Annotated in this window: 20 protein-coding genes, 1 tRNA gene and 1 other annotated feature; of the genes, 9 read left to right on the forward strand and 12 right to left on the reverse strand. The window is 32.2% G+C overall.

Annotation, left to right across the window (positions count from 1 at the left end; translation table 11 throughout):
• Positions 1-48 precede the first annotated feature (48 nt).
• Positions 49-1479: a L,D-transpeptidase family protein gene (locus BIV18_RS03890; RefSeq protein WP_075659375.1), complete on the reverse strand. Its 1431-nt coding sequence runs from the start codon at positions 1477-1479 to the stop codon at positions 49-51.
• Positions 1480-1691: 212 nt separating this feature from the next.
• A tRNA-Leu gene (locus tag BIV18_RS03895) sits at positions 1692-1775 on the reverse strand.
• 256 nt (positions 1776-2031) lie between these two features.
• Between BIV18_RS03895 and BIV18_RS03900 the strand changes: the two genes are divergently transcribed.
• Positions 2032-2961: an L-lactate dehydrogenase gene (locus BIV18_RS03900; protein ID WP_075659376.1), complete on the forward strand. Its 930-nt coding sequence runs from the start codon at positions 2032-2034 to the stop codon at positions 2959-2961.
• 18 nt (positions 2962-2979) lie between these two features.
• Complete coding sequence (locus BIV18_RS03905; RefSeq protein ID WP_083635521.1) at positions 2980-3381, forward strand: zinc ribbon domain-containing protein; 402 nt, start codon at positions 2980-2982, stop codon at positions 3379-3381.
• 32 nt (positions 3382-3413) lie between these two features.
• Here the strand turns inward: BIV18_RS03905 and BIV18_RS03910 are convergent, their stop codons facing one another.
• Together BIV18_RS03910 and BIV18_RS03915 are read right to left on the reverse strand one after the other, a co-directional pair.
• On the reverse strand, positions 3414-4577 hold the full coding sequence (locus BIV18_RS03910; protein ID WP_075659377.1) for a M20 family metallopeptidase: 1164 nt from the start codon (positions 4575-4577) through the stop codon (positions 3414-3416).
• Between the two features lie 9 nt (positions 4578-4586).
• A complete protein-coding gene (locus BIV18_RS03915) occupies positions 4587-5984 on the reverse strand; it encodes a YfcC family protein (RefSeq protein WP_144015197.1) in 1398 nt (465 codons plus the stop codon).
• A 173-nt stretch (positions 5985-6157) separates the two neighbouring features.
• On the opposite strand from BIV18_RS03915, the gene BIV18_RS03920 reads away from it, so the two are divergent.
• Both BIV18_RS03920 and BIV18_RS03925 read left to right on the forward strand, forming a co-directional pair.
• Complete coding sequence (locus BIV18_RS03920; RefSeq protein WP_075659379.1) at positions 6158-7051, forward strand: LysR family transcriptional regulator; 894 nt, start codon at positions 6158-6160, stop codon at positions 7049-7051.
• 179 nt (positions 7052-7230) lie between these two features.
• Positions 7231-8418: an FIVAR domain-containing protein gene (locus BIV18_RS03925; protein ID WP_075659380.1), complete on the forward strand. Its 1188-nt coding sequence runs from the start codon at positions 7231-7233 to the stop codon at positions 8416-8418.
• Between the two features lie 190 nt (positions 8419-8608).
• Here BIV18_RS03925 and BIV18_RS03930 read toward each other — a convergent pair whose 3' ends face one another.
• The 7 genes from BIV18_RS03930 to BIV18_RS03960 all read right to left on the reverse strand — a co-directional run bounded on the left by BIV18_RS03930 (position 8609) and on the right by BIV18_RS03960 (position 17663).
• The gene (locus BIV18_RS03930; protein WP_075659381.1) at positions 8609-9265 is read right to left on the reverse strand and encodes a C39 family peptidase; all 657 of its coding nucleotides are present in this window, start codon (positions 9263-9265) and stop codon (positions 8609-8611) included.
• Positions 9266-9479: 214 nt separating this feature from the next.
• A complete protein-coding gene (locus tag BIV18_RS03935) occupies positions 9480-10775 on the reverse strand; it encodes a bifunctional folylpolyglutamate synthase/dihydrofolate synthase (protein ID WP_075659382.1) in 1296 nt (431 codons plus the stop codon).
• Positions 10772-13423, reverse strand: a complete 2652-nt coding sequence (locus tag BIV18_RS03940) for a valine--tRNA ligase (protein ID WP_075659383.1) — start codon at positions 13421-13423, stop codon at positions 10772-10774. Before BIV18_RS03940 ends, BIV18_RS03935 begins: the two co-directional genes overlap by 4 nt.
• A 63-nt stretch (positions 13424-13486) precedes the next feature.
• Positions 13487-13688 (reverse strand) — a binding site (T-box leader).
• Positions 13676-14467 (reverse strand): hypothetical protein, encoded by a 792-nt coding sequence (locus tag BIV18_RS03945; protein ID WP_075659384.1) that lies wholly within the window; start codon positions 14465-14467, stop codon positions 13676-13678. (Overlaps the previous feature by 13 nt.)
• A 63-nt stretch (positions 14468-14530) precedes the next feature.
• Positions 14531-15523 carry a tryptophan--tRNA ligase gene (gene trpS, locus BIV18_RS03950; protein WP_075659385.1) on the reverse strand — a complete coding sequence of 331 codons (993 nt, stop codon included), beginning with the start codon at positions 15521-15523 and terminating at the stop codon, positions 14531-14533.
• Positions 15516-16376 carry a CPBP family intramembrane glutamic endopeptidase gene (locus BIV18_RS03955; RefSeq protein WP_075659386.1) on the reverse strand — a complete coding sequence of 287 codons (861 nt, stop codon included), beginning with the start codon at positions 16374-16376 and terminating at the stop codon, positions 15516-15518. Before BIV18_RS03955 ends, trpS begins: the two co-directional genes overlap by 8 nt.
• Positions 16377-16379: 3 nt before the next feature.
• Positions 16380-17663, reverse strand: a complete 1284-nt coding sequence (locus BIV18_RS03960; RefSeq protein ID WP_075659387.1) for an amidohydrolase — start codon at positions 17661-17663, stop codon at positions 16380-16382.
• A gap of 97 nt (positions 17664-17760) precedes the next feature.
• Between BIV18_RS03960 and BIV18_RS03965 the strand changes: the two genes are divergently transcribed.
• The 5 genes from BIV18_RS03965 to BIV18_RS03985 all read left to right on the forward strand — a co-directional run bounded on the left by BIV18_RS03965 (position 17761) and on the right by BIV18_RS03985 (position 21696).
• Positions 17761-18408 carry a trimeric intracellular cation channel family protein gene (locus BIV18_RS03965; protein WP_075659388.1) on the forward strand — a complete coding sequence of 216 codons (648 nt, stop codon included), beginning with the start codon at positions 17761-17763 and terminating at the stop codon, positions 18406-18408.
• Positions 18409-18417: 9 nt separating this feature from the next.
• Positions 18418-18726, forward strand: coding sequence for an MTH1187 family thiamine-binding protein (locus BIV18_RS03970; RefSeq protein WP_075659389.1), 309 nt, complete (start codon positions 18418-18420; stop codon positions 18724-18726).
• A gap of 432 nt (positions 18727-19158) precedes the next feature.
• Positions 19159-20121, forward strand: a complete 963-nt coding sequence (locus tag BIV18_RS03975) for a P1 family peptidase (protein ID WP_075659390.1) — start codon at positions 19159-19161, stop codon at positions 20119-20121.
• 41 nt (positions 20122-20162) lie between these two features.
• On the forward strand, positions 20163-20912 hold the full coding sequence (locus BIV18_RS03980; protein WP_075659391.1) for an ECF transporter S component: 750 nt from the start codon (positions 20163-20165) through the stop codon (positions 20910-20912).
• 1 nt (position 20913) lies between these two features.
• A complete protein-coding gene (locus BIV18_RS03985) occupies positions 20914-21696 on the forward strand; it encodes a type III pantothenate kinase (RefSeq protein WP_075659392.1) in 783 nt (260 codons plus the stop codon).
• Positions 21697-21707: 11 nt separating this feature from the next.
• Here BIV18_RS03985 and murI read toward each other — a convergent pair whose 3' ends face one another.
• A complete protein-coding gene (gene murI / locus BIV18_RS03990; protein WP_075659393.1) occupies positions 21708-22541 on the reverse strand; it encodes a glutamate racemase in 834 nt (277 codons plus the stop codon).
• Between the last annotated feature and the right edge of the window lie 16 nt (positions 22542-22557).

A 22557-nucleotide genomic window follows, 5' to 3' on the forward strand; every position in this document is an offset into this window, starting at 1 on the left:
GGATTTTATGTTCAATCTATATTAATTATCAATTGACTTTTATAATTGTCATTGTACCTGTCCTTGATTTGTTTGTGTCCCTTCCTGTGTAGCTATTGTATCAGGAACTTTTTGCGTTGCTGAATTATAAACTATAACTGGCATTCCATTAAAAGTTTTGTCAAAAAGATTTTTCATAACTGCTGGTGGAATATTTATACAGCCATGAGATCCACTAGATAAATAAATATTTCCTCCAAAGTTTGATCTCCATGTCGCATCGTGAAGTCCTATTCCAGACCAATTTATTGGAAGCCAATAATTTACCTTAGAACGATAATTTTCTCCCGTTAGAAATCTGTCTCTTTCACGAGACCAAATTCTATCTGTACCCGTTGGCGTTCCATTTCCAAGAGTTGGATTTCCCGAAACTATATTAGTTTCTAACTCAAGATTGCCCTTGTTGTAATACCATAACTTTTGTCTCGCAAGATCCACTTCAATATAAGTGTTTCCTATATCGTTTACTGTTCTTGAAACTGCATCTTGTCTATAAATTGGTTTTATTGTAACAACTTCATCTTTATTCAGTGCCGCAATAACTTCAGCTCTTGTCTTTGGCCTATCTGTCAACCAACCATAAATTCCCCCATCGACTTTTACCTTGCCAATGCCAGTTGTGTTAAAAATTCTTGAAGTTCTAAAAGTGTCGTACTTTGCTGCAAGATTTTCCACAAATTTCGCAACTTTGTTTTCATCAATAACAAGTGTTCCATCATCAGATTTTGAGTACATTGCTATAATACTCTGTCCCGTAACTTCCTCTTTCCTATCGTCAAAGTCAAAAATTATTTTCTTTGTAAAAAGATTTTTATAGGATTCCAATTGATTTTTGATGTACTGGCTATCAGCTATAATGCTTGGTTCTATATAAAGATTTTCTTTTTCAAGATTTAACTTTTCTTTTTTGTCTGCGAAATGAGATATTATTGCCCTTCTTAATTCAGCCTGCTTTACGAAATCTCCATGAACTTCTTTCTCTACCTTAAATTCACCCTTGTCAAAAACAACTTTCGCATCTTTAGAATGAATTGATTCGTTTTTAACTGGATTTAAATTATTTAGTCTTTCAGTAAGTGCCACATCATCATATTTTAAATTTGTGTCCAACTGATATTTTTTGTCGACTAAAGATGCCACTGGCCAATAAAGCGGAGTTTGTTTTATAGATCCACCGCCAATATTATCTTCAAATTTTATTTCTTCTGCTGTGATTTTGTCGTTATTTTTCTTGTCCTTTGCGACAATATCTAACACAAAATTTTTAGAAAGTTCGCTATAATTTTTCTCAAATTCAGAAATTTTCGTAAGTCCAAAATCGTATCCATTGATGTAAGTTCTCGGCATAAATCTATCTCTAAAAAAATACAATCCCGAAATATATATGAAAATTAAAATTATAATTATAAATGCAAAAAATATTTTAAATGTCTTCCTCATGATTCCTCCCATTACCTTTATATTATACTCCATAGAAAATTTTAAAAAAGATATTTTAGTAGATTGTTATAAATGTAATTGAATTGTAAATATTTATAATTATATGTTTTCGCCAACTTTCTCAATATTTTAAAAGATTTTATCGACAAAATAATCTATAAAGACAAAAAAATAACAGTCCAACTAAAAATGTTAGACTGTGTGGATATTGATGGTGCGGGAAAGAGGACTTGAACCCCCACTCCGTTGGAACTAGATCCTAAGTCTAGCGCGTCTGCCAATTCCGCCATTCCCGCATGAAGTTTTAACAACAAAATATATTATACGCACCAAATAAAATTTTGTCAATACTTTTTTATAAAAATTTTATAAACTTTTTACAATTTACATAAATTTTAATTTTATTTTTATTTTTAATGTATTATAATATGAAATTAAAAGATAAGCGGATTTATTAAGATTAAATGGATTTTTTTAAATTTAGATAAATTTTGTATGATTTTTAAAAATCTAAAATCTGTAATCCAAAGGAACTGATAAGGAAGGAAAAAGATGAAACTAGGAATAATTGGAGCGGGATCTGTTGGAGAAATTGTTGCTTATACTTCTGCTTTAAGAGGGATAGCAACTGATGTTATTTTAAATGATATAATAAAAGAAAAAGCCATTTCTCAAGCAATTGATCTTAATGACGGAAGACCTTTTTACCCAAAGGATGTGAAATTTAGAGCTGGAGAATATGAAGATATGAAAGACAGGGATGTTGTCGTAGTATGTACTGGCAAAATTCCAGAAAAAGACAGACTTCAAGAACTTGAGGGAAATAAAAGGGAAGTTGCAAATTTTACAAAGAGGATTGTTAATGCAGGTTTCAAAGGAATTTTTGTAGTTGTTACAAATCCCGTCGATATTATTACTTATGAAATTTATAAAGTTTCCGGTTTTGATGAAAAAAGAGTAATTGGATCTGGTACTGCTCTTGACAGTGCAAGATTAGAAGTTATAATTGCAAATAAACTTGGCATCTCTCCAAAATCTATAAATGCAACTGTCTTAGGCGAACATGGTGAAAGTCAGTTTGTCCCATGGTCCCAAGTAAAAATAGATTCCCTTACTATTGATATGTACGAAGAAATACATCCAGAACTTTTTGAAAATTTCAATAGAGATGAAATTGAAGATGAAACTCGCCGTCGTGGTTGGGATATTTTTACAGGAAAGGGTTCAACACAATATGGTATAGCAAATACAGTTAATAACATTATCCAAGCAATAGCAAATGATGAGAAAATTGTTCTAAAGGGTTCTTGTCTTCTAAGTGGTGAATATGGGTTAAAAGATCTTTATATTTCAACTCCAATAAAAATTGGAAAAGATGGAATCGAAGAAAAGCTAGAATTAAGTTTAACCGATAAAGAAATGGGTAGATTAAAGGAAACGGCAGATGTAATTAAAAAACATATAAAAGTTTTAGATTTGTGATTTAGAAAGAGTGATTTTTTGAATTTTAAAGAAAAGATTAGAAGTTTTATGCTTGGGAGATATGGTCAAGATGAGTTGGGCAAATTTATTTTGTTTCTATCCTTAATTCTTCTAATAATTAATCTCTTTACAAAAACTGCTGCCCTTTCCTTTGCAGCTTTGATTTTAATATCATATTCCTATTATAGAGCTTTTTCACGTGATATAAGTGCAAGATACTCTGAAAATAAAAAGTTTTTGGACAGCACCTATCCTTTAAGAAGAAAGTTTTTTTCATCAAAAAGTAAATATGATAATAGAAAAATTTACAAGTACATAAAATGTCCAAATTGTAAATTAGAAATGAAAGTTCCAAAGGGAAAGGGCAAAATTAGAGTTACTTGTAAAGAATGTGGCAATAAATTTGTCGTAAAAAGTTAAAGCTTCCCGAGATCTTCTCAGGAAGCTTTTTATTACATATTTGATTTGTATTCTTTGAAATCTTCAATCGATTTTTCAATCAATTTTGGATCTTCAATTAAATCATAAACTGTTGTTGCAATAATTTTTGCACCATATTCTATACAATCATGGGCTTCTTTAGCCTTCCCTAAGTCTAAAAATTCTTGTGAATGTGATGATGTGCCTTCTGGTACAAAGGCAATTCTCGCACAGGATCCCGGCATTAGATATGTTACATTTCCAAAATCTGTAGACCCTGTTTTTTCTCTTGCACCTTTTATTCTTGGTGCTCCAAGTTCTTCTGCATTTTTCATTATCAAGTCATTTAAAATATAGGCTGGTATTTTTGATTCAAGTCTTCTATCTTCTTTTATTTCATAAGTTGTTCCCGTCATAAGAGCTGCCCCTTTTACTATATTGTCAAATCTTTCTACAACTTCATCTAAATATTTTGAATTATAAGATCTCAAAGAGAAGTGCCCTTCTGCTTCACTTGGAACTACATTTGCAGGTCCTGGAAGTGTTTGTACTGTGTAGTGCATTCTAGTATCCTCTTTTACATGCTCTCTTAAAAATTCTAATCCTTGAAATGTCAGTAACAATGCATCAAAGGCTGATCTACCATCTTCTGGTTTCAATGCTGCGTGAGATGATTTCCCAAAAAATTTTACAAATCTTGATGACAATGCCATTGACTTTACATCTACTTGCGTAGCTGGCCCAGCATGCATCATAAGAGCTATGTCGATGTCTTTTATATATCCTTCCTTTAACATTATCATCTTTCCGCCGCCACCTTCTTCGGCTGGAGTTCCATAGACGATTAAATTAAAGGGGAGATTTTTTACAGCATTTTTTATAGCTACTGCGGCACCAATTATTGAAGGTCCTTGCATTTGATGTCCACAACCATGACCCATGGGAAGTGCATCGTATTCACATAAAAGTCCAATATTGTATTTTGCATCGCCCTTAGAATATTTTGCTCTAAAAGCTGTGTCAAGGCTTCCCAAGCCTCTTTCTACAACAAAGCCCTTTTCTTCAAGATAATCTTCTAGTAGATTGCTTGCAAAGTGTTCTTCAAAACATAATTCTGGCTTGTCGTAGATTTCATCTGACATTTCAAATAATTTTTCTTTTATTTTATCTATTTCTTCTACTACTAAATTTTTCATTTTTCTCCTTTACATAGGTCCTAAATGAATGACTTGAGCTCCAATCATCAATATCGATCCTACTAAAACCCAAATTCCAAATAATTTGCCCATAAATATCATCCACTTGTCGTATGGAATATCTGTTGCACCTAAAATTCCCATTAAAGCCGTTGATGTTGGAAGGATATAATTACAGAATCCATCGCCAAAGTTGAAAGCTAAAACTGCCGCTTGTCTTGTAATTCCAATTGTGTCTGCAAGTGGTGCAAATATTGGCATAATTGCTGCTGCTTGTCCACTACCTGATGTTATAAACATATTTACTATTATATTTACAATAAACATAACAGGTCCCTTTAATAGTTGTGGGAAAAAGTTAAGCCAACCTGTCATTGCGTGGATACTTGTATCCATAATATTGCCTGCATCAAGAACTCCTGAAACTGTTCTTGCAAGCCCGATTATAAGAGCAGCTCCCACCATTTTTTTAGCACCTTCAACAAAGTATTTTGCTATTTGTGATGGATTAAATCCTGCCACAAGTCCTGCGATAATAGATAGCCAAATAAATACTACTGCCGTTTCTTCTAACTTCCACTCTAATTTTACTCCGCCATAAACTATGACTCCTAATGCAGCAAATAAAGTTAAAATAACTAGCCACTTTCTTCCATTCATTGGAGAATTAAATTCGTCATGAGAATCAGTGTCTTTGATTCTTATTTTGTCTATTTCATACATAGGACTTAGTTCTGGACTCTTTTTAACTTTTAGGGCATATTTTACTAAATACAAATTTGTTACTATATAAAAAACTAGAAAACAAAATGCTCTGTAACTTAATCCTGAATAAGGCGGAAGCCCTGCAATTTCTTGTGCAACTATTGTCGTGTTTACATTTAATGTACCCGTTGAAAATCCAACTGCTCCTCCAAGTAAAATTATTGAAGCTCCCACAATTGAATCAAATCCCATTGCCAAGGAAATCATGACCATTATTGGAGCAAATCCTATAAAAGTATTAACACCTTGAGTCGTACATATAAGTCCAAATATAAAAGTTAAGATTGGAATAAATAGATATTCTTTGCTTTCAGTCTTCTTTGATACTACCCCTATAAGAGATTGTAATGCTCCACTTCTTGTAATGATGTTAAAAGACGCTCCTGAAAATAATATTAAATATATCAAAGTTGCAGCTTTTTTAAATCCATCTAATCCAATATTAAAAATCTTCAAAGGATTTACTGGACTTTTTTCTATGTAGTGAAAAGTTTCGGGATCGATTACTTTTACACCTTGAGCATTTTCCACCCTTTCATAAGCACCAGCTGGAATAATCCAAGTTAATGCAACTGCACACAGTATAATTACTAAAAGAATTACCAATGTGTGGGGAACTTTCTTTTTCTTTACTTTTTCCATAAAACACCTCATTAATAATAAAATATAAAACCAATTACAGCTAGATATGAAAATAATAAGTAAACATTTTCATTATCCTTAAATTGATATTATCACGCCTTGCTTTAATACAGCAAATACATAATATGCTATAGTTATTATATAATTTATGATATAATATCCATGGTGATATAATGCTAGATAATAAAAAAATTAATATTTTAAAAACTATTGAAAAATACAATAACATAAGCAAAGCCTCTGAAATATTATACACTGCTCAACCTAATTTAAGCAGGTCACTAAAACAAATCGAAGATGAACTTGGCTTTAAAGTTTTTGAAAGATCAAGATCCCCCCTTTATTTAACTAAGGAAGGTAAAATTTTATTTGAATACATAGAAAAGTTTGAAGACCTTGAAAAAGAAATGAAGGAAAAAATCAAAGAATCAAATAATTTAAAAGATTCTTATCTTCGCATAGGTGCACTAACTTTTATGTCTCAATATATTATTCCAAATATCCTTCCAAAGTTAACGCAGCTCTATCCAAATTTAGAATTAAGCCTTACAAAATATGATTCTACTTCCTTTGAAGATGCACTAATAAAAAATGAAATTGATTTATTTATAACTAATAGAAATATAAATAATAGCAAGCTAAGTTCCATTTATTCACTAAATGACAAGATCTACCTCATGATACCAAAGGCAATTTACTACAAAGGCAAGGATAAACTAGAAGATTATTCTAATGAAACTTTTTTCCTGTTAAAACCTCAAAAAAATTTGCGAAAATCTGTTGAAGATATTTTTAAATTTACTAATTTTTATCCACAAAAAATTAAGCTAACATCAAGCATTATGGATTCTGTCAGTTTTGTAAGGGCAAACAAGGGCGTAACTTTTATTTATGGTTCATCTATTAAAATGATAAACTCAACTTCTTGTTGTGAATTTATAGAAATAGAGGGGAATTATGCAACTATAAACGTAATTTATAAAGACTTGTCTTTTAAGTCAATTGCAGAAAATTTAAGCACTATTATTAAAAATTATATATCAAATTCATTGGTAAATTTAATCTAGATAAGTGAAATTGTCGATAAAACTTATATTTTACTAATGTTTTACCAATAATTAATATTACAAACTTATTAAGAATATAAAAATAAATCTAGATTTAACAGATTGTAATTGAATTGTAATTGATTTCCAATAGATTTCTTGTATAATAAATTTAACTTATATTTTTAGGAGGAATAAAAATGAATAAGAAAATTATATCACTATCTTTAGCAGGAGTTATGCTTCTATCTACAGCAAGCCCTGTTTTTGCAACTACTGAAGCTAAGGCTGAAGTTAAAGAACCTACTAAGGCAGAAAAAATTGTAAAAGATGCTAAAGAAGCTACGACTGAAGCTAAGGCTGAAGTTAAAGAAGAAAAAGTTGCTCTTACACTTGAAGAAACAAAGGAAGCTATTAAAAAAGAAATAGCTCAAGAAAAGACTGTTCGTGAATCTGAAGCATACAAAAATGCAAAAGATGATGTAATTACTAATTACGAAAATGCAATTGCAGCTGGAAAATCACTTCTTGATGACGACAAAGCTACTAAAGAACAATTTGAAAACGAGCTTTTCAATCTTAAAGATGCAGTTAAACAACTTGGTCTTAAAGCAGATAAAAAAGTAGAAGAAACTAAAACTGTTGACGTTAAAGCTACTACACAAAAAGTTAAACTTGACGGTAAAGATGTTGTTATCTACGGATACAATATTGAGGGTTACAATTACTTCAAATTAAGAGATTTAGCTAGCGTATTAAAAGACACTAAAGCAAAATTTGGCGTTGAATACAAAGATGATGTTGTTACTTTAACTAAAGGCGGCGACTACAAAGTTACTGAATCTGATCAAAAAGAAGTTAAAGCTGAATCTAAGGGTATGCTTACTAATGATAAAGTTTTAGTTGGAGATAAAGCTCTTACTGCTACTGCTTACAAAATTGATGATAGCAATTATTACAAATTGAGAGATCTTGGTGAAGCTCTTGGATTTGGTGTTGACTTTGACAAAACAAATAACACTGTTCTACTAGTTTCAGAAAAAGAAGAAAAAGCTGCTCTTACACTTGAAGAAACAAAGGAAGCTATTAAAAAAGAAATAGCTCAAGAAAAGACTGTTCGTGAATCTGAAGCATACAAAAATGCAAAAGAAGATGTAATTACTAATTACGAAAATGCAATTGCAGCTGGAAAATCACTTCTTGATGACGATAAAGCTACTAAAGAACAATTTGAAAATGAACTTTCTAATCTTAAAGACGCAGTAGCAAAACTTGGCTTTAAAGCAGATAAAAAAGTAGAAGAAAAAGCTGAAGAAAGCAAAAAAGACACTAAAGAAACAAAAGAAGAAGTTAAAGAAACAAAAGAAGAAGTTAAAGAAACAAAATAATTTTAATATTTTGCAAAAAAGCCATGGATTCTCTTTGAATTCACGGCTTTTTTTATGCTGTTTTCAGTAAGTTTCAATATCATATGTGCCTTTGTTTGAAAAATTCTATGTTCTCAATCCTTGTTATCTGCTTATTGCATACCTATAATTAGTTTTCCAATAATTAGCAAATAAAATTATATCCATTGTTTTATTCTTTGCTAACAGCCCATGCTCCTTTTATCTGCTTTTTTATTTTTTCATAATTCCATTTATTTATTGAATTATAAACTGAATTTGGATCATTTAAAATCATCCTACCTGCATCATCTAACCCACATGCCAAGAGTATATGCCCCTTATCTGTAAAATATCCTGGTCCTAGAGACAAAATTACATAATTTCCCTTTTCAAGTTCCTTTAATATTTCACTTTTCATAATTCCATATACATTTACACCTTGATCCTTAAGATAATCACAAACAAGACTCCAGGAGCTCATGCCACTATCCACATATCCATTTTCCTCAGCATACTTTGCAATTTCTTTTGGGCTTTTATCTATCCCACATCCACTTAGAACCATTGATAGAGTAGTTGGCATACAACCTCTTGTGCCGATTATTCCGCCTGCATATTTATAATATCCCCAACGTTCATCATATTGAAGATAAAATTTTACAGGATTATCGACACCAAATTCCTCGCTTTTCTTTGCAAGGCTCTTATCGTCTTTTAAATACCCAATAATAAAACTCTGTGCCTCTTCTCTTTTTGATGCAAGCTTGACTAAATCATCTGGCAATTTATCTATATTTTCATAGATATATTCATAATCTTTATTGTCCTTTGCCTTGTCTTTTATCACTTCAATGTTACTAGAAAGGTCATAATACCTTTCAAAATTCTCATCTTTCTCTAAATTAACTTCATTTGAATTGTTTTCTTTTAGATGAACAAATCCCCTAGCAAAAAAATTATTAAAAAAATAATGATTACAGTTCTAATCTTTTTCATATCATCACCATAATCATTATATAAAATCATTTATACAACTTTATTTCAAATTTCTTACAAATTTTCTAAATACTATATTCATAATTTAAAATTTTTGCTCTTGCCTCGCTTACAAAGTAAAGAGATCCTGTTATTAAAATTAAATCGCCCTCTTCATATTTTTCTTTGTAATAATTTATTGCATCTTCCACTTTCATTGTTTCTGCTTTTAGTCCATAATTCAATGCCTCTTTTTTAAGTTCCTCTGGATTTGTTCCCCTTTTGTAATCTAAATTCACAAAAATAACTTCATCTGTAAAATTTGAAATTTCCTCAAGCATTTTTTTATGCTCCTTGTCAGATAAAATTGACATTATGAGAAAAAGTTTTTTGAATTTAAAATTGTCAATTGCTTCTACTAGCTTTCTTATTCCGTCAAAGTTATGCGCACCGTCTAAAATAATTAGTGGGTCTTTTGATACAATTTCCATTCTTCCCTTCCATCTTGAAGATTTTATTCTCTCCCTAATTTTTTCTGTGGAAATTTTTAAAATTCCCCTTTTATTTAAAAGGTAGAGGGCATAAATTGCTCCAAGGGCATTTTCAACTTGGTAATCGCCAATTTGTGTGAGGGAAAAGTCTTCCCAATTATCTAATTTTACCTTGAAATCTATTCCTTTTAAATCAGATTTTAAAATCTCACTCTCTAAATCCTTTGTGTAATAAATTTCTGCTGACCTTTCTTTTGCTTCCTTATCTATCACGCTGAGGATTCTTTCGTCTTTATTTGTAGTTACTACAAGCCCCTTTTCTGTAATTATTCCTGCCTTTGCCTTTGCAATTTCCTCTATGCTGTTGCCAAGGTATTCCATATGGTCCATGGAAATTGATGTGATTATGGAAATTAATTTTTCACGACTTGTAAAAATATTTGTGGAGTCGGCACGACCTCCCATGCCAACTTCCAAAACTGCTACATCAACCTTTTCTCTTTCAAAATAAATTATTGCCATAATTGTCAAGAATTCAAATAGGTTTAACTCGCCATACTCATCGATTATTTCTGGCTCTCTATCAATTATAAATTCTCCAATTTCTGCAAAATCTTCTCGTGAAATTTCCTCGTCGCCAATTTTTATTCTGTCGCAATAGCTTATCAAATGAGGCGAAACAAAAGAGCCAATTTTATAATCTTCCTTTAAGATGTCCTTTATAAAATTAACTGTAGATCCCTTGCCATTTGTACCTGCAACGTGAATTACTTTTAAATTCTTATGGGGCGAGTCATTTTTTTCTAAGAACTTTTTTATTCTAACATTGCCCTTAGACTTAAATTTGCCAATTCTATGCTCAATATTCTTTACAACTTCAAGATATGTCATAGATTTTTTTCTACCTTTGCAATTTGTGCTTCCACTGTCTTTAATATTTCTTCGTACTTTGTAACTTTTTCTTTTTCTTCTTCAATTAATTTTTCTGGAGCTTTTGAAACAAATCCTTCATTTGAAAGCTTGCCCTTTGCTCTTTTTAATTCAGCCTCTGCTTCTTTTTTATCCTTTTGAAGCCTCTTTAATTCTTTTTCAAAATCCACAAGTTCCTTTAGTGGAAGTTGTATTTCTGCTTTATCTAAAACAATGGCGATATTTTCTGAATTTTTTCTTCCTTCATCATCAGTTATCTCAACAGAATTTGAATAGCCAAGATTTAGTAAAATTCCCTTCATTTCCTCAAAGATTTTTTTCACTTCATCGTCCTTTGTGTAGACAATGGTATTAGATTTCTTTGAATTTTCGATATTCATTTCACTTCTTGCATTTCTAATTTCCCTAATTGCATTTTCAATATATTCCGTTGCTGCCTCTTCCTCTTCAAATACAAATTTTTCATTGTACTCTGGCCATCTAGAAACAATTAAAGCATCCTCTCTATTAGGAAGTGCCTGCCAAATTTCTTCTGTAATATATGGCATAAAGGGATGAAGAAGTTTCAAAATATTTTCTAGTACATATAATAAAACCTTTACTGTATTAGTTTTTTCACAAACATCCTCAGAATATAAAACTGGCTTTACAATTTCAATATACCAGTCACAGAAGTCAGACCAAATAAAGTCATAAATATCACTTGCAGCAAGTCCAATTTCGTATTTTTCTATTTTATCAGTAATTTTTCTTATAACCTTTTGTAATTTTGAAATTATCCACTTGTCTTCATAGCGAAGTTTTTCTAGATCAAATTTTGAATCCTCAATTTCATCAGACATATTCATCATCAAAAATCTTGTAGCATTCCACAATTTATTGGCAAAGTTTCTATTTGCCTCAACTCTTTTTGTATAGAACCTCATGTCATTACCTGGAGTATTTCCAGTTACAAGTGTAAATCTTAAAGCATCTGCACCATAATCTCTTATAATGTCAAGAGGATCAATTCCATTGCCAAGAGATTTTGACATTTTTCTTCCTTGAGAATCTCTTACGAGCCCATTTAAAAGAACATCTTTAAAGGGAAGTTTTCCCGTTTGTTCAAGTGCAGAGAATACCATTCTAATTACCCAGAAGAAAATTATGTCGTAACCCGTTACAAGTACATTTGTTGGATAAAAATAATTGTATTCAGGAGTGTCCTCTGGCCAACCCATAGTCGAGAAAGGCCATAGTGCAGATGAAAACCATGTATCCAATGTGTCTTGATCTTGCGTGTAAGTTTTGTTTTCATGTCCCTTAGTATTTGATGGATCTTCTCTAGAAATTACAATTTCATCGTCAGAATCAGAATACCAAACTGGAAGTCTGTGTCCCCACCAAAGTTGCCTTGAAATATTCCAGTCACGAATATTTTCTAGCCAATTCTCATAAATTTTTCCAAATCTTTCAGGAATAATATTTAAATTTCCCTTTCTATACTCTTCAAGAGCTGGCTTTGCAAGTGGTTCCATTTTTACAAACCATTGCTTTGATATAAGCGGCTCTATTACAGTTTTACATCTTTCACAATGACCAACCGCATTGTGATGATGTTTCTTGCCAATGTAGAAGCCAAGTTTTTCAAAATCTTCAATTATTTTCTCTCTCGCTTCATATCTCTCCATGCCTGCATAAGCACCTGCATTTTCATTTAGATAACCCTTGCCATCCATAATGACTAATTGACCAAGATCATGGCGAGCTCCAACTTCAAAGTCGTTGGGATCGTGAGATGGAGTGATTTTTACTGCACCAGAACCAAAGTCCATTTCAACATATTCATCGGCGATAATTGGAATCTTTTTATTTTCCATTACTGGAATCATTACATATTCACCAATTAAGTCAGTGTATCTTTCGTCCTTAGGATTTACTGCAATGGCAAGATCTCCCGGTATTGTCTCCGGTCTTGTAGTTGCAATTTCAATTCCACCTTCTCTATTTGCAAAAGGATATTTGAAATACCAAATATTTGAATCTGTTTCAATATGCTCCACTTCCGCATCGGAAATTGAAGTTTCACAAGATGGGCACCAGTTTATAATTCTATTTCCTCGATAAATAAGTCCCTTTTCGTAAAGTTCAATAAAAACTTCTTCCACTGCATGAGATAAATTGTCATCAAGCGTAAAACTTTGTCTCGACCAGTCGCAAGAAATTCCCAACTTCTTGAGTTGATTTACAATATTTCCGCCGTATTCACGAGTCCATTCCCATGCACGCTCCAAAAATTTTTCTCTACCAATATCTTCCTTATTAATTCCTTCAGACCTTAATTTTTCTACAACTTTTGCTTCTGTGGAAATAGACGCGTGGTCAGTTCCCGGAATCCAAAGTGTAGAATAGCCTTGCATTCTCTTTGTTCTAATTAAAACATCTTGAATTGTATTGTTTAGCGCATGACCCATGTGAAGATTTCCCGTTACATTTGGAGGTGGCATTACTATTGAATAAGGTTTTTTATTCTCGTCTACCTCTGCCCTAAAATAATTATTTTCCATCCAATAATCGTAGATCTTTTCTTCAAAATCCTTTGGATCATAAGTTTTATTTAACTCTTTCATCTTTCCTCCTAAATTATTTTTATTTATTATTTATATTTTAAAAATAAAAAAGCGTCCTCCATCCATAAGGACGAAAGACGCGGTACCACCTTAATTTTTATTTTTCAATAAACACTTTAAAATCTTTAACGAGATAAGTCGTCTCTGGCTACTAAATTCACCAAAGAAGCAAAAAAGCTACAATCGTAAAGTTTATAAAGACCTTCCAGCAAATGGTCTCTCTCTAAATATAAATTTTTACAATCCTCTTTTTTATTGCTTGTTTTCTATTATCAAATTTTGTATAGGAGTGAGGTAACTTGTACAATCATTGTCTTCTACAACTTCTACTTGCTTGAAAAATATGATTACCTTTTCGTACTTATCAATCCCACCAATTTCCTCTCTTACATTTTGATGATCTTCTGGCTCTGAAGAATTTATTCTCACCTTTAGTTCTTTGATTTCTTTTCCATTTTCATCTTCAAATCCTAAAATGTAAGTAGATTTCATTAAACTTTTAACATTGGAATAGGTGTTAATATCTAAGACTAATTTGTCACCACTAAACCCCTTTGAGTTTATGACTGCTCCAATAATTGTCGCATCTTCTATCTTGTCAGCCTCTTCTGGTTCTTTGGATTCACTTCCAAAGCCAAAAGCTCTTGCTGCATTGTCATAATTTTTTTCAAGGTCACTTTTTACTGATGAAGATTCAAAAATAAAATCCTTGACCCTTAAAAAATCAGAAGCTTGGAAGGTAAGTTCAGTATCTGGATCCACCTTTGGATATAAGACCTTAGAATCGTCAGCTCCACCAATTATTCCTATAGCACTTGCTTGGTCTGCTTTTTGATTATTATCTTTTTCTCCATCTTTATCTTTGTCTGTCTTTTTATTCTTTGTGGTAAAAATAGCTGTCGGTCCATCTGCCCTGCCAATAATTTCTACTCCAGGGTTTTGCCTCTTAAATTCTGCTTCTAGCATTTTGTTTCGAATCTGTGGATAGGCAAAAATTCCTCCCACAATAAGGACTCCCAATAAGATTATAATTTTCTTCTTCATTGAGCACCTCCCAATTAATATAAAAGATACCACAAAAATCCTTTGAAATCAATAAAAATTCGATTATCTAGGGATAAAGCCAACCTTTTTATAAACTTTTCTTAGAGTTTTGTTGGCAAGGTAGGATGCCTTTTCTGCTCCTTCCTTGTAGACAGATTCAAGATAAGCCTTGTCATCTCTAATTTCTTTAAATCTCTCTCTAAGTGGTCTTAGTCCTTCAACTACAACTTCCCCCAAGTCTTCCTTAAATTCTCCGTAACCAAGATTTTCGTATTTCTTGACAATTTCTTCTGGACTCATGCCGGAGAAGGAAGCGTGAATGTTGATGAGGTTCTTTAGTCCAGCTTGCTCGTCAGAATATCTAAATTCGCCAGAGGAATCTGTAACTGCTCTTTTTATTTTCTTTCTAGTGTTCTCTTCTGAATCTAAAATTAAAATAAAGGCGTCCTTATTTGAATCTGACTTAGACATTTTTGATGAGGGATCTTTAAGGGACATAATTCTAGCACCAACTTTTGGCGTCAAAATTTCTGGAATAGTAAAAGTTTCAGAATATCTTGAGTTAAATCTTTGTGCCAAATCTCTCGTAATCTCAATATGTTGCCTTTGATCTTCTCCCACTGGCACATAAGATGCTTGGTATAATAAAATATCTGCAGCCATAAGCACAGGATAATTCAAAAGACCTGCTTGCACATCAGTATATTTTTTTGCCTTGTCCTTAAATTGTGTCATCCTTTGAAGTTGTCCAAGCCCTGTCATTGTGTTTAATACCCAACCAAGTTCAGCATGAGCTGGCACATGAGATTGAATGTAAATTATGCTCTTCTTAGGATCAAGCCCTGCTGCAAGATAAAGTGCAAGAACATCTAGGGTATTTTTCCTAAGTTCCTTTGGCTCTTGTGCCACAGTTATTGCGTGCATATCAACTATACAGTATAAACAATTGTATTCATCTTGAAGCTCGATAAAGTTTTTAAGTGCTCCAATATAATTTCCAATTGTTAGAGAACCAGAAGGTTGAATTCCAGAATAAACTATTTTTTTCTCATCCATTTTTAACTCCCTTTCTTTTTTCTAAATAAAATATAATAAAAATGCTTATGATTTCAATAAAAGTTACTACTATGCTGCCCTCTGGCCCATAGGTTTTGTCGTACAAGTTATAACTTAAAATTTTAAAATTAAGTAGGCTGTCAAAGCCACTAAAGCCACTTACATTTAAGCCGTAAATCATTGCCATGGAAAAGTTCCAGCCTGCGTGGGCTCCAGAGGTCACCATGATATTGTCTGTGTAAAATAATAGTTTTGCAAAAAATATTCCCACTAATATTGTATTTAAGGTAGATAAAACTGTCACGCCCTCATTGCCAAGATGCAAAAGTCCAAAGAAAATTGATGGCAAAATTATTGCAATTTTCTTTCCAAATTTATCAAATAAGGCTCTTGTTAAAAGACCTCTCACCAAAACTTCTTCTGATGTTGATTGGATGAAAAAGGCTATGAAGTAGGCTAAGAAAAACAAGTTAAGATTTCCCAGATTCATGCCTTGGTAGCCAAGGACTCCCCTTCCTAAATCTACTAATACATAGATGGAAATTTGCAAAAATCCAAAAAATAAGCCAAGAGCAATGTTTTTTGCAAGCTTATCTCTTTTGAAAAAGATGTAATCAAGCCTCTTCTTTAAAATAAATCTCACAAATAATATTGCTGCAAACAACTGACCCGTAGTTCCCATTAACATTACTAGGTTTGCATTCTTATAGTCGCTGTTAAAGTAGGTCTGTCTATAAAAAAATAATGACAGGGCAAGCATAATGCCACCAGTGAAGATGGCAATCATCACAATCAGAATCAAAAGCTTTAAAATAATTTTAAAAAAATTTTTTACCTTATCTTTTTCTTCCATAATTTATCTGCTTTTTATATCTTCCCATCTCTTATTTACAATTTCTCTAACCTTTTTTTCATCTACATTTACAAGCTTTCTATCTTTCATAATAAATTTTCCGTCACAAATTACTGACTCAACATCATATGAATTTGCTGAGTAGACAAGCGCTGAAATTAAATTGTTTTTAGGTGTAAAGGAATTTGATTCTAAATCAAAAATCGTCAAATCGGCGATGTAATCTTCCTTTACTAGCCCAAGTTTTTCAAAGCCAAGGGCTTTTGCACCATTTACAGTTGCCATTTTTAAAATTTCAATTGCTGGAACAGCTTTTTCCTTCATGGTAACAGCTTTATTTACAATCCCACCAAGGTGCATTTCTTCTACAAAGTCTTGATTATTATTTGATGAATCACCATCAGTTCCCATTGCCAATTTCATATTATTTTTTAGCATCTTATCCACTGGCGTAAATCCACTTGCAAGTTTTAAATTTGATGATGGATTGTAAACTGGGTAAAATTTTTTATTTTTTACAATTTCTATTTCTTCATCGGTTATGTGCACACAGTGGGCTGCAATTACTTGACTGTCCAAAAGTCCCAGCGTGTTTACATATTCAATTGGCGTCATGCCGTATTCTTTTTTTGAATTTTCTACTTCAGTTATTGTTTCCGACAAGTGAATGTGAATTAAACTGTCGTAATTTTCCCTTGCTCTTTTTGCAATTTCTTTTAAAAATTCTGTAGAACAAGTGTATATTGCGTGAGGTGCAGGCACGACTTTTATTCTACCGCCACATTTATTTTGATAGTTTTTGTAAAGGTCGTCAAATTCCTTTAACTTTTCTTCGCCCTTGCCATCCACATCTGTCATTCCACGAGTTAAAACTCCACGAATTCCAGATTCAATTGCCGCATCTCCAACTCTATCCATTTCATAATACATGTCACAAAAAGTTGTAACCCCTGACTTTATATTTTCTATAATAGAAAGCATTGACGACCAATAGATGTCTTCTCTATTTAATTTTGCTTCAATGGGCCAAATTTTATTTTCAAGCCAGTCCATCAGCGCCAAGTCGTCGGCATAATTTCTAAAATAGCTCATGCCGAGATGAGTGTGTGCATTGACAAATCCAGGTGTCAAAAGTTTATCCTCGCCATTAATTATTTCATCTGAATCTAAATTTAGATTTTCGCCGATTTTTTTTATTTTATTGCCTTCAATAAAAACATCTGCATTATCTACTATTTTTTCCTCTTCTAGATCTAAATAGGAAATATTTTTTATTAATACGCTCATAATTCCTCCAATAGTATTATTATAACAAAGATTAAAAAAAATTTTTAATTTATTGAAATTTATGCCCTATAAAAATAAACTTTGATATAATAATTTCATGAATGGAAATTATTTAGAATTTAATGTGTTTTTCGACATCATTGGCACAATTGCCTTTGCAATTTCAGGCGCCATACTTGGATGCAAAAAGAAAATGGACATTCTTGGTGTAATCGTTTTGGGACTTGTTACGGCACTTGGAGGTGGATTTATTCGTGACCTTGTCCTTGGAATAACGCCGCCAAAGATGTTTCAAAACTCCACTAACGCTATTATATCCACCTTATTTTCAATTTTAGTTTTTATTTTTTATTTACAAAAATCTGGATTTAAAAACAAAAACTGGATTAAAATAATGAATAAATTTATGATTATTACAGATACCATTGGACTTGCCTCCTTTACCATAACGGGAATGGCTACGGCAATCTCCCTTGGCCACCATCAAAAATTTCTTTTGATTTTTGTAGGATCAATAACTGGCGTTGGTGGCGGAATGATTCGCGATGTATTAGCAGGGACTATTCCCTTTATCTTTCGTGAACAAATTTATGCCGGTGCCTGCATATTAGGTGCCACAGTTTTTTTAATAGCAAGGCATTTTTTAAGTTATCAAATTTCAATGATAATTTGTTTTTTCACAGTTTTAATATTTAGACTTTTAGCCGTGAAGAAAAATTGGAATTTGCCCAGAATAGTAGATTAGGAGGAAAAAATGGCAGTAGCAGAATTAACCCTTGTACCTATAGGAACAAATACCACATCTGTTAGTAAGTACATTGCAAATGCCCTTGATTCAATTGGTGAAATTAAAGGGCTTACTTATGAACTTAACCCAATGGGAACAGTTATATCTCATAGCGATCTATCAGTTCTTTATGATGTTATAAGAAGAATGCAAGAATCAGTTTTTGAAGCTGGAGCAAATAGAGTTTACTCTGTTATTAAAATTGACGACAGACGTGATAAAAATTATACCTTTAAAGATAAAGTAAAGTCTGTAAATGAAAAGAGAAGAAATTAGATTATGTACTTTAAAAAAGTGTTGGCAAAAGACCAACACTTTTCGGTTTTATATATTTCTTATTATAATTTTTACTTAGAATATCATTTTTCACGTATTTTTTTTACTAAAAAAATTATTATTAACACTATTACAATTATTTTTAATATTAAAAGAATAATTGGTATGTAGAAAATAAACAACTTAGAGTCCTCCTCTTGTTTCAGTCCATATTCTATTTCCATTTACATGTGCTCGTACCCACATAAGTAAGATATAATAAAAATTTTTTATCTAATTATAATTTTAATATATTAAAGTTTATTTTTCAAATAAAAAATTAATTATTATTAAACTAAGAAGAGAACTCATATAAATAAAATCATTAATTTTTATAACTTCATTTCTATGTTAAAATATTTTATAATATTTATAATTTTTAGGAGGAAAAATATGTACGATGGATTTTTAACTGATGTCAAGGGAATAAAACTTGGTCACGCAGAAGATTCTCATGCTCTTACTGGCACAAGCGTGGTCTTGTGTGAAGATGGTTTTACTGCAGGAGTAGATGTTCGTGGCGCTGGGCCAGGCACTCGTGAAACTGATCTTTTGCGTGCAGAAAATTTAGTGCAACAAGTTCACGCAGTTTTTTTAACTGGTGGCTCTGCCTACGGACTTGATGTTGGCGGCGGTATTATGAAATTTTTAGAAGAAAAAAATTGTGGCTTTGATGTTGGAGTAGGTGTCGTGCCCATAGTTCCCGGTGCAGTTTTATTTGATCTTGCAATAGGTGATGCAAAAGTCCGCCCTGACTTTAATATGGGTTATATTGCAGCAAAAAAGGCAAGGGATAAAGATAAAACAATGGGCAACTTTGGTGCAGGTTGTGGTGCAAGCGTTGGAAAAATCTTAGGCAATGATTTTGCAATGAAATCGGGCATAGGTCAATCCTCTGTAAAAGTTGGCGAGCTTGTCGTATCCTCCATAGTCGCACTAAATGCCTTGGGAGATATTTTTGACTATGAAGTGGGAAAAAGAATTGGAGGAGTTTACGACAAAGAAAATAAAAAATTTTTAGACACAAATACCCTTTACGAAAGCAAATTTAAAGACTATAATCTATTTAGCCCAGCCAATACAACAATATCTGTAATTGCAACAAATGCAAAACTCACTAAAGCAAATTGTAATAAGATCTCACAAATGGCTCATGACGGCTATGCAAGGAGCATAAATCCAGTGCATACAATGAACGATGGAGATACTATTTTTACACTTTCTAATGGTGAAATCGAAGCAGATATAAATTTAGTTGGCATACTTGCTGCAAAAACTATTTCAAGATCTATTGCAAATGCAATTTATTCTACAAAGGATGCAGGCGGGCTTGTAAGTTATAATAGCATCAAATGATGCGTGAAGGGTATCTTTTTGAACCCTATCTGGAGGTAAAAATGAATAAAAGTATTGAACGTAACAGAAAGCTAGTAATAGCTGCTATGCTCGGTGCAATAACTGTTGTGCTTAGTATGACACCACTTGGACTAATTCCCCTTGGCGTTATCAACGCAACGACTATGCACATACCAGTAATTATTGCAGCTATCGCAGAAGGACCTGTTGTTGGTGCACTTGTTGGACTTATCTTTGGAGTTTCTTCACTATTAAATGCAATTTTAAGAAATGCCAGTCCCGTTGCCTTTGTCTTCTACAATCCACTCATCTCAGTTGTACCTAGAGTTTTAATTGGGATAACTTCTTATTACAGTTACACTGCAATGAAAAAACTTGAAGACAAAAATTTGAGAACTCTTACAAAAGTTTTGTGGGGACTTGTTACCCTATTCTTGGCATATCTACTTTATAAAAATATTAAAACTGGTGGAACAACTCTTAACATTACTTTTGTAATAATACTACTTGTATTATGTCTAGGATTTTTAATCTATTCCTTTAAGTCAAGCGAAAAAGACTTTCCTATCGCCATAGGAGCCTTTGTAGGTTCAATGACTAACACAATTTTAGTGCTTGGCGGAATTTATTTAATCTATGCAAAAAAATATGTAGAAGCACTAAACATTCCAATGGAAAGTGCAAAATCAGCAATACTTGGAGTATCTGTAACATCAGGAATACCTGAAGCAATTCTATCTGTTATAATCACTACAGCAGTTATAAAAGCATTAAAATCAAGAAGGGGTTAATATGTTACTTGCAATTGATATAGATAATAAAAATACTGACTTTGGCATATTCGATGAAGATAAACTTGTTACGAAATTTTCCATAATGACTGACAAAAATAGATCTGCTGAAGAAATTAAACTAACTATTAAACTTATATTAATGGACAAAAAAATTGAATTATCTGATATAAAGGACATGATTCTTTCGACAGTAGTTCCTGAACTCAACTCAAACTACGAAAATATTTCCATGGACCTACTTGGCAAAAGTCCAATAGTTATTTCTGCCGGAGTAAAAACTGGCTTAAATATAAAATGTGAAAGTCCAAGAGAAGTTGGCACAGACAGAATTATAAAAGCAGTGGCTGCTACTAATAAGTATAAAGAAAATATTATAATTATTTCTGCCTCATCAGTTACTACGATCGACTATATCAATTCAAAAAAAGAATTTCTCGGCGGACTAATTCTCCCAGGTATAAATCTTCTTCAAGAATCACTAGTTAAGGGCAGCGCAAAACTACCTCATGTAGAAATAAAACAACCCCAAGACATAATTGGCAAAAACACAGAAAAAGCCATCCAAAGAGGAATTTATTTTGGATATAAAAAGGCTGTGCTTGGAATAGTCGACGAAATTGTAAACAACTATTCCCTAAAAAAAGAAAACACAAAATTTTTAATCACAGGTTCCTTTGCCAGTCTATTAAAAAATGAAACTTATATCTTTGAAGAAGATCAGACTCTTGGAATTGTTGGATTAAAAATAATTTATGACCTTAACAAAAAAAGGGCTTCCTAACAAAGGGAAGCCTATTTTTTATACTTTTCTAAATCTTCAATTTTAACATGATGAAAACTAACATCGAAATCACTTAAATCTGCTATTTTATCCATTGTGAAGTGAAACTTGTCGACATCACCAGTAATATAGAAATCAATAGTCCTATTTTGAATTTCTTCCTTATCATTATCTATATTTAAAATATTAGTAGCATCTAAAACAGTTTTGTAAGCTGGGTCCACCACAAAAACCTCTCTGCCTTGCCTTTTAAAAATCCTATTAAAAGAATCTTCAACAATGGGATAATGAGTACAGCCAAGGATCATAGTATCAAAATCATAATCTCCAAACTCCCTTAAATAACTTTTAACAATTTCATCTATATGATCCTCTTCCAACTCCCCTCTTTCAATAGCAAGGGTAAGATCTGGGCAGTAGACTGACTTTAGTTCAATAGATGGATCTATATTTTTTAAAACCCTATCATAAATTCCACTTTGTACACAAGACTTTGTAGCCACTAAAGCAACCTTCTTGTTCTTAGTCCTTTCAATAGCATTCACGCTTCCAGGTTCAACCACACCAATAATTGGATAATTATAAATAGAATTTGCCTCTTTAAGTCCATAACTTGTAGCAGTGTTGCAAGCGATGATAGAAAGATCCACGCCTAAATTTTCAAAGAAACCCATAACTTCAATCGTGTATTCTCTTATTTCCTCATCTTTTCTCGCACCATAGGGCATTCTCAAGGTATCGCCAAAAAAGACAAAATTTTTATTTTTTATTTTATTTAAAGCAACTTTTAAAACAGAAAGACCACCTACGCCACTATCATAAAAGCCAATCAAATCTTTTTTCATTGAATCACCAACTCTT

The organism is Peptoniphilus grossensis (genome assembly GCF_001940285.1).
Lineage (GTDB): Bacteria > Bacillota > Clostridia > Tissierellales > Peptoniphilaceae > Peptoniphilus_A > Peptoniphilus_A faecalis.

Coding starts and splice junctions, on each gene's coding strand:
- BIV18_RS03890 (WP_075659375.1), bottom strand. CDS start 1,479: ATGAGGAAGACATTTAAAATATTTTTTGCATTTATAATTATAATTTTA.
- BIV18_RS03900 (WP_075659376.1), top strand. CDS start 2,032: ATGAAACTAGGAATAATTGGAGCGGGATCTGTTGGAGAAATTGTTGCT.
- BIV18_RS03910 (WP_075659377.1), bottom strand. CDS start 4,577: ATGAAAAATTTAGTAGTAGAAGAAATAGATAAAATAAAAGAAAAATTA.
- BIV18_RS03915 (WP_144015197.1), bottom strand. CDS start 5,984: ATGGAAAAAGTAAAGAAAAAGAAAGTTCCCCACACATTGGTAATTCTT.
- BIV18_RS03920 (WP_075659379.1), top strand. CDS start 6,158: ATGCTAGATAATAAAAAAATTAATATTTTAAAAACTATTGAAAAATAC.
- BIV18_RS03925 (WP_075659380.1), top strand. CDS start 7,231: ATGAATAAGAAAATTATATCACTATCTTTAGCAGGAGTTATGCTTCTA.
- BIV18_RS03935 (WP_075659382.1), bottom strand. CDS start 10,775: ATGACATATCTTGAAGTTGTAAAGAATATTGAGCATAGAATTGGCAAA.
- BIV18_RS03940 (WP_075659383.1), bottom strand. CDS start 13,423: ATGAAAGAGTTAAATAAAACTTATGATCCAAAGGATTTTGAAGAAAAG.
- BIV18_RS03945 (WP_075659384.1), bottom strand. CDS start 14,467: ATGAAGAAGAAAATTATAATCTTATTGGGAGTCCTTATTGTGGGAGGA.
- trpS (WP_075659385.1), bottom strand. CDS start 15,523: ATGGATGAGAAAAAAATAGTTTATTCTGGAATTCAACCTTCTGGTTCT.
- BIV18_RS03955 (WP_075659386.1), bottom strand. CDS start 16,376: ATGGAAGAAAAAGATAAGGTAAAAAATTTTTTTAAAATTATTTTAAAG.
- BIV18_RS03960 (WP_075659387.1), bottom strand. CDS start 17,663: ATGAGCGTATTAATAAAAAATATTTCCTATTTAGATCTAGAAGAGGAA.
- BIV18_RS03965 (WP_075659388.1), top strand. CDS start 17,761: ATGAATGGAAATTATTTAGAATTTAATGTGTTTTTCGACATCATTGGC.
- BIV18_RS03970 (WP_075659389.1), top strand. CDS start 18,418: ATGGCAGTAGCAGAATTAACCCTTGTACCTATAGGAACAAATACCACA.
- BIV18_RS03975 (WP_075659390.1), top strand. CDS start 19,159: ATGTACGATGGATTTTTAACTGATGTCAAGGGAATAAAACTTGGTCAC.
- BIV18_RS03980 (WP_075659391.1), top strand. CDS start 20,163: ATGAATAAAAGTATTGAACGTAACAGAAAGCTAGTAATAGCTGCTATG.
- BIV18_RS03985 (WP_075659392.1), top strand. CDS start 20,914: ATGTTACTTGCAATTGATATAGATAATAAAAATACTGACTTTGGCATA.
- murI (WP_075659393.1), bottom strand. CDS start 22,541: ATGAAAAAAGATTTGATTGGCTTTTATGATAGTGGCGTAGGTGGTCTT.